This window comes from Enhygromyxa salina, assembly GCF_000737335.2.
GTDB lineage: Bacteria > Myxococcota_A > Polyangia > Nannocystales > Nannocystaceae > Plesiocystis > Plesiocystis salina_C.
The window spans coordinates 179,093-186,231 of sequence record NZ_JMCC02000009.1 but is presented as its reverse complement, the minus strand read 5'-3'; the positions used below and the strand labels follow the sequence as shown (position 1 = coordinate 186,231).

Sequence of the window (7,139 nt, the reverse complement as noted above, 5' to 3'; positions counted from 1 at the left end):
CGCTCTTGAAGAAGCTCGAGGCCGCGTCGTAGATCTTGGCGAGCTGGGTCTTGGCCTCTGCGGTCTTGGCCCGGCGCATGTACTTCTGCAGCGCTGGGACCGCGACGACGGCAAGGATGCCGAGGATCGCGACCACGATCATGAGTTCGATGAGCGTAAAGCCCTTGGCATTCTTCAGTTGCTTGATGTCGATTTTCTTCATTGTCCTTGCTCCGTCTTGCTGGTCAGTTGCGATTCGCTCATTCGCCAAAGTTTGTATCGCCCATCGACACCTTGGTCGAGAAGTGAGCCGTCGTGAATTCCCAAAAAACCCCGTCGCGATCAAAGTCGCACTTTGCAAACGCGTAGAACCAGTCGCGCGCGTAGAAGCGATCGAGCTCGATTCCATCGTTGGGGAACACCTCGGACGCGAGCGGAAACACCGGGGGCTCGTCGCCGAATTCACCGTTGCTGCCGTCACCCGAGATGATGCCGTACGCACAGAACGAGCGCCCATTTTCGGGCATGAAGCTGAGCGCGTCAAAGCCATGCTCGACCCCGCCTGCGCGAAAATAGGGCGTACCAACCGCGACCGCGTCGCGCGTGTAGCCCTCATCTGCGATCGCCCATTGGATCGCGCCGGTCTTGCTCGCCAGGTCGTTGGGCGCGACCGGATAGGTGTCGGCTTCGCCGGTCGAGGTCGAGGCGTAGTGCCCACGCACGGACATCAACCCATTTTCGCGCAGCGAGAGGTTGGACAGGTCCCCAATGACCTCGGTCCGGTGGGCGTTGCGGACGTTCTTCGTGTACCCAACGATCGCGAGCGTCGCCATGATGCCCAGTATCGCGACGACCGCCATCAACTCCACCAGCGTGAACCCGCCCTGCCCGCTCCCCTCACCGCCACGTTGGGGGAAGGGCAGCAGCGCGCGTGTTGGTGGTCGAGTTTGCATGGTTCGGCGTCAATGGAGAAGCAGCACTCGTGCCCGCGACGCCAACCCCAACAACGCAAGAGTTACGTGGACTTGAGAACGCCGCAAGCACGGACTTCCAAGAAGTGCCGCTGAGCGGCCGACGAATTTCGGCCCGCTGCCGAAAATCGTCACTCGAGAACTCCCAAAGCTGGAGCCGCGTGGTGTCCGCGGTGTAATTCGCGGGTTTTTCTGCTGCCCAACCCGGGTCGAGGCCCGGTAAACCCGCCCAGGATCGCGACAAGAGAACCGAGTAGAATCCCGCCGTGCGCGCGTCCCTCTCGATCCCGATGTTCCTCGCCCTCACGGCCAGCCTTGGCGCGTGCTCGGGCGCCGATCCAACCCCGGTCGCGAGCGAGACCGGATCCGAGAGCGGATCCGAGACCGGCGACGGCGACGGCGACGGCGACACAGAGACAGAGACCGGAACCGACACTGGCGAGGGCGGCAACCCGTTCGCCGAGGTCATCGAGCAGGGCATGGGTGAGTACCTTGGCACCATCGTCCCCTCGGAGGTGATCGAAGACGGCGACGCCACCCACTACCTGTTCGATCCCGCCGACGGCCCCATGTGCCTACGCGGCGGTTCGTACTGGGTATCCGCGCGCGCCGGGGCCCACGACCCAGGCGACCTGCTGATCTATCAACAAGGTGGCGGCGCGTGCTGGTCGGATCTGTGCACGGCGTTCGAGACCGCGGGCCAGCCGGGCGTGCCCGAAGCGGGCATGCTCAACCGCGCGATCCCCGAGAACGTGTTCGCCGACTGGAACGCGGTCTACCTGCCCTACTGCGACGGCTCGCTGTTCACAGGTGACGTCGAGATTGACGATGACGAGGACGGCGAGATCGATCGCTTCCACCACGGCCTCATCAACCTCACGGCCGGGCTCGACGTCGCCCACGCACGATTTCCAGAAGCCAAGCGGATCGTGCTCGCGGGCAGCAGCGCCGGCAGCTACGGCGTGCACCTGTCGAACATGCTGGTCCGCACGCTGTGGCCCGACGCCGAGCTGATCATCGTTGCTGACTGCGGCGTCGGAATCGGCAAGCCCGGCGACTTCGAGTTTGTCCCTGGGCTGCTCGAAGAGTGGAACGCGATGCGGCTGCTTCCAAGCAGCTGCGACGACTGCGTCACGGATCACATCACCAACCTGCCCGATTGGCAGCTGAGTCGAGATCCCAACATGCGCTTCGCGGCGATCGCCTCGTACGACGACGCGGTGATCGGGGGCGTGTTCTTGGGCCTGGGCCCCGGCGAGTACGAGCAAGCGCTGACCGAAGAGCTCGCCACGCTCGCGAGCAAGCACCCAGATCGCTACCATCGGTTCTTGTTCGATAGCACCCTGCACACGACGATCAGCGGCGACAGCAGCACGGAAGGAATCCCGGGGCTGACCGCGACCTACGATGACACCTTTGTCGACGGCACCAGCGTCGCCGACTGGCTCGGCCTGCTCGTCGAAGCCGACGCCGCGTTCGGTGATCGCATCGAGTGACGGCGCTCCCAGGTATGATCGGCGGCCGGTGCAACCCTTCCTCTACCTCGCGATCTTGATCGTTGGCTTCTCGATCAACTTTGCGTGGGATCGCACGGTCCGGCGGCGGCGCGCCAAGGAGCTGGCTGACACGCGTCGCGAGGCGCGGCCGCGCGCGCTGCCGGTCGCGCTCGACGATGACGAGCGCGCGCGACGACTGCCCGAGCCGCGGCTGCGCGGCTTCGTGGAGCTGTCGCGGGCGACCTTCATCGAGCTCGACGCGCTGATCAACCACTTTGATCTGCTGCTGTTGCGCGCCCGCGATCGCGCCCGGTTTGGGGTCGTCACGGTCGACGCCGAGCGCCCGCGCGCGAACGCCATGCAGCTGCTCGAGGGTTGGATCGATGGGTGGCGCGACGTCGACGAGCAGACCCGCGAGCGCCTCCACGGGTTCGCGCTGGGGCCGGGGACCGTCGTTGGGGTGCTCGAGCGCGAGCGCGAGCGCGTCCGCTACGAATTTCGCCGCGACACGGAGCAGGTGCTGTTCGAGACCATCACCGACCTCGATCGCGCGGTGATCCACATGCAGGGGGTCGTGGGGTTGCTCGAGGCTGGCGACGACAACCCCTATCGCTGACGAAGCTCGCCAATGCTATGAGTTGAAGGTGCCCGTGACTGACAAAGCCGACCCGTCGGGCCCGGTTCCGGTCACGGTCATCGGCGGGTTCTTGGGCGCGGGGAAGACCACCCTGCTCAACCATCTGATCGCCCACGCCAAGGGGCGGCGGTTTGGCGTCGTGGTCAACGACTTCGGCTCGATCAACATCGACGCCGAGCTGATCCTCGATGTCGAAGACGACGTCGTCCGTCTAACCAACGGGTGTGTGTGCTGCAGCATGCGCGGGGATCTGCGCAACGCTGTGCTGCGGCTGCTCGAGCTCGACGAGCGGCCCGATCAAATTCTCATCGAGACCAGCGGGGTGTCCGAGCCCGACGCAATCATCGATCTGTTCGGCGAGCTCGATCGGTCTGGCGTGCTGCGCTTCGACGGCCTGATCGCGCTCGTCGACGTCGACCAACCCGCGCTCGGCTCCAGCGACCGGGCCGTGGCCGCGCTCGCCCGGGCGCAGGTGCGGTCGGCGGATCTCGTCGTGCTGAACAAAGTCGACCTCGTCGAGCGCTCCGCGATCGAGTCGATCGAAGCGCAGATCAAAGACCTCGCGCCCCAGGCCCGCTGCGTCGAAGCGGTCAACGCCGCGCTCCCGCTTGAACTGGTGATCGGGTCTGACCTTCGCGGCGCGACAGCAGGCGAACACCCGCACGACCACGCCAGCGCGCACGACCACGCCAGCCACACGCCAGGTTTCTCGACCCTCAGCTTCACAACCAGCGAGCGGCTCTCGTTCAAGACCCTCGGTCCGCTGCTGCGCTCGCTGCCGGCCGGCGTACTTCGGGCCAAGGGCTTCTTGCAGATCAGCGAGCGAGAAGGACAAAAGGTCATCGTCCACGTGGTTGGCCGCCGCCTGCACGTTCGCAGCCTCGACGACTGGGGCGGGGAGCCACCGGTGTCTCGCCTGGTCTTCATCGGCCCCCAGGCGCACTTCAATGTGGACGCGCTGAAGCAAGCGCTGCGGGCCGTGTTGACCTCGCCCGATGATGCAGAGTTTTCCGACTGAGCGGTCTGCCTCGTGTAAGCTCCAGCTCGGCCGCGCGTCGTACCAGCCGTGCTCGCGACCACGCGGCGTTTCGGGCGTTTGGGGGCAGGCTCCGGCCTCGCCTTCGAGAAAAATCAGCGACGCTGGACGGATGCCGCAGAACCCGGCCATGCTACATCAACAGTTGGGGCTCACATGCGCACATACCTTTGCCTAGGAACTCTCGTTGCACTGACCGCACTGACCGCCTGCCAGAACCCGGAACCCGAGGTCCCGGTCGCAGTCGACAACCAAGCGCCGATCATCAGTGAGGTCCCACCTCCGGCCATTAGCGGTGGGACCCTATTGGTGCTCTCCGATGGTCGGGTCCTCGTCGCCGATGCCGACCGCGACCGTGTGCATGTCGTGTCGATCTCGCCCGCGCGCTTCGACGCCGACGTTCTGTTCGAGCAGGGCGTGGAGCCAGGGCGCAGCGTCGAAGGGACCGAGGGGCTCGCCCACGTGGTCCTGCGTGGGGCAGGCGATGTCGCCTCTATTGACATCAACTCTGGTGACATAGTCGAGCGGCGTCACTTGTGCACAGATCCACGCGGCATCGCGTTTGATGCGGGCACCGAACAATTATTCGTGGCCTGCGCCGACGGGACGCTCGTGACCATGCCCGAGCACAGCGACGCGGGCGAGCTCGAGCGTCGGTTCATCGAGCCGGACCTGCGCGACATCGTGATCGACGGCAACAAGCTGCTGGTCAGTCGGCTGCGCTCCGCCGAGATCCTCGAGGTGCCCATGACCGGGGCGTTCGTGACTGGGCGACGCGCTCCCCAGGCGTCCGGGTCCGCGCTGCCAAACGTCGCTTGGCGAATGCTCGAGGTAGAGCCCGGCCGCGTCGCCATGGTCCATCAACTCTCGACCACGGAAGAGGTCCGACTCACCGCCCCCGACGAGGGCGGCGGTGAGGACGGGGACTCTGGCGCTCCCTACGGCGGCGACGGCTTTTGCGAGCCGGCGATCGTGAGCCCGGCCGTCAGCACGTGGGATGGCTCGAGCTCACCCACGGCGACACGAATGTCCGCGCCCACCCCCGCTGTCGATCTCGCGATCAGTCCCGATGGGCTCATTGCGATCGCCGCGGCCGGCGCCCGCGACGGAGAAGCAGACGTTCACTTCAGCAACGAGGGCGACAACAACGACGGCGGCGACTGCTTCGGCTTCGACGCCATCTCGACCCCCGGCCAGCCAGTCGCGCTCGCCTACCTGCCCGACGGGCGGCTGCTCGTCCAAAGTCGCGAGCCGAGCGCCCTGTACGTCTACAGCGCCGAGCGCGAGCACGAGCTGACGATCGAGCTGAGCGGCAAGACCCGGTTCGACACCGGCCACGACCTCTACCACCGGATCACGGCGGCCTCGATCTCCTGCGCCTCGTGCCACCCAGAGGCCACCGACGACGGCCACGTCTGGAAATTCCAGGACATCGGCATGCGGCGCACGCAGAGCCCCGAGGTCGGGCTCGAGGGCTCCGCGCCGTTTCACTGGGACGGCGACATGGATGACTTTCAGACCCTCAGCAACGAGGTCTACACCCACCGCATGGGCGGCTCGAAGCAATCCGACGCCCGCGCGGCGGCGTTCGAGCGCTGGCTGTTCTCGACCAAGCGCGCCCCGGCGGGTTCGGAGGTCGACGCGACCATGCGCGCCGACGGCGAGGCTCTGTTCGCCAGCTACGGGTGCATCACTTGCCACGCGGGCTCGCGCCTCACGAACGATCAGACGGTGGAGTTTCGGGGCAAGCGCTTGCAGGTGCCAAGCTTGCGACGTGTCGCGTTGCGGCCGCCCTTCATGCACGACGGTCGGACCCCGGACCTGCGCGCCGCCGTGCTCGACATGCTCGACGCGACCCGGCCCGGCACCGACTACTCGGGCTCCGACGTCGACGCGATCGTGACCTACCTACGCACGTTGTAGCCCCGAATCAAGCGCTGCGCGCTCGACTCGGGCCTACTATGTCTTCAAGGGGGCTTTCAAAAAGCCCCCTCGCTTCGGCGGCGGAGCCCCCTTCGCTCACCTGTCGGCTCGTACTAGCCTTGATTTGGGGCCAGGTCACGATCTTGGAGGTCGGCCGCCCTCGGGCTATTTTCGTCCCAGATGATCGTCGAGATCACGCTGCTGGTCGCCGCCGGCCTCGGCAACCTGGCCTGGGACCTCACCGGTCGGCGGGTGTCGGCCCGCGCCCGGCGACGCGCGAGGCGTGACCGCCGACGCGAGAGCTTGCCGCTGCCGGCCGCCGATGATCACGCCCGCGACCCCTTCGACGTCGTCGCCGGTCTCGCGCCCGAGCCCTTCGTGGCGTGCACCCGCGTGACGGCCGAGGAGCTCGACCGTGTCGTCGACCACTTCGACCTGATCCTGCTGCGGGCCGAGGCGGGCGAGTCGATGGTCGGTGACATCGTGTACATCGGCGCCGAGGCCCCACGCGAGCGCGGCCGCGAGCTCCTCGACGCGTGGCTGCTGGCCGTCGCCGAGCTGCCAGGCGACGTCGTCGAGCGCCTGCGCGACCTCGGGCTCCCGGATCTGGCCCTCGCCGACACCCGCGAGCGCGAGCGGGCACGCAACTATTGGCCCAACGCCCACACCTCGACCATGCACCTCGAGGCCACGGCGACGGACCTCGAGGGCGCGGTCGTGCTGCTGGTGGCGTTCCTGCGCACGCTCACGGCCGTCACGGGTGACCCGTATCGATAGAGATCGGAACGGTGGGACTCGAACCCACGACCCCCCGCTTCCAAAGCGGGCACGCTGCCGCTGCGCCACGTTCCGTCGTTGATTGTGTAGAGTTGGTGTACGTTGAATCGGGATGGCCGGATTTTGTGCACGGTCGTATGTGTGGCCCCCTTGGAGGGGGCTCTGAACACGCTTTCCTGTGTCCATGGGACGCACGACGTGCGGAAGAATCTAGCCAGTCTGCGCCACATCCCGTGCATCGGTCATACCCGCGTCGCCAACTGTTGCGATTGCCAAATCAATGGACATTGGCGGGCGCCAGTGGTCCACGTGTTGGGCAG

General features: G+C 66.5%; 7 protein-coding genes and 1 tRNA gene. 5 read left to right on the top strand and 3 right to left on the bottom strand.

What is annotated here, in order from left to right; translation table 11 throughout:
• Together DB30_RS05035 and DB30_RS05030 are read right to left on the bottom strand one after the other, a co-directional pair.
• Positions 1 to 202: type IV pilin protein (locus tag DB30_RS05035; protein ID WP_146658063.1), on the bottom strand; the 202-nt coding region annotated here is incomplete at its 3' end.
• Positions 203 to 239: 37 nt separating this feature from the next.
• Positions 240 to 932: a type IV pilin protein gene (locus tag DB30_RS05030; RefSeq protein ID WP_052546824.1), complete on the bottom strand. Its 693-nt coding sequence runs from the start codon at positions 930 to 932 to the stop codon at positions 240 to 242.
• Positions 933 to 1,216: 284 nt separating this feature from the next.
• Here DB30_RS05030 and DB30_RS05025 point away from each other — a divergent pair, with 284 nt between their 5' ends.
• The 5 genes from DB30_RS05025 (at position 1,217) to DB30_RS05005 (ending at position 6,819) form a co-directional block, all read left to right on the top strand.
• Entirely contained in the window at positions 1,217 to 2,446 is a 1,230-nt protein-coding gene (locus DB30_RS05025; RefSeq protein WP_146658062.1) for a pectin acetylesterase-family hydrolase, read from the top strand.
• 28 nt (positions 2,447 to 2,474) lie between these two features.
• On the top strand, positions 2,475 to 3,062 hold the full coding sequence (locus DB30_RS05020; protein ID WP_052546822.1) for a hypothetical protein: 588 nt from the start codon (positions 2,475 to 2,477) through the stop codon (positions 3,060 to 3,062).
• Positions 3,063 to 3,096: 34 nt separating this feature from the next.
• Positions 3,097 to 4,101 (top strand): CobW family GTP-binding protein, encoded by a 1,005-nt coding sequence (locus tag DB30_RS05015; protein ID WP_146658061.1) that lies wholly within the window; start codon positions 3,097 to 3,099, stop codon positions 4,099 to 4,101.
• A 174-nt stretch (positions 4,102 to 4,275) separates the two neighbouring features.
• Positions 4,276 to 6,042: a cytochrome-c peroxidase gene (locus DB30_RS05010; protein WP_146658060.1), complete on the top strand. Its 1,767-nt coding sequence runs from the start codon at positions 4,276 to 4,278 to the stop codon at positions 6,040 to 6,042.
• A 180-nt stretch (positions 6,043 to 6,222) separates the two neighbouring features.
• Positions 6,223 to 6,819 (top strand): hypothetical protein, encoded by a 597-nt coding sequence (locus tag DB30_RS05005; RefSeq protein WP_052546819.1) that lies wholly within the window; start codon positions 6,223 to 6,225, stop codon positions 6,817 to 6,819.
• Positions 6,820 to 6,822: 3 nt separating this feature from the next.
• Here the strand turns inward: DB30_RS05005 and DB30_RS05000 are convergent.
• Positions 6,823 to 6,894 (bottom strand) — tRNA-Pro (locus tag DB30_RS05000).
• Between the last annotated feature and the right edge of the window lie 245 nt (positions 6,895 to 7,139).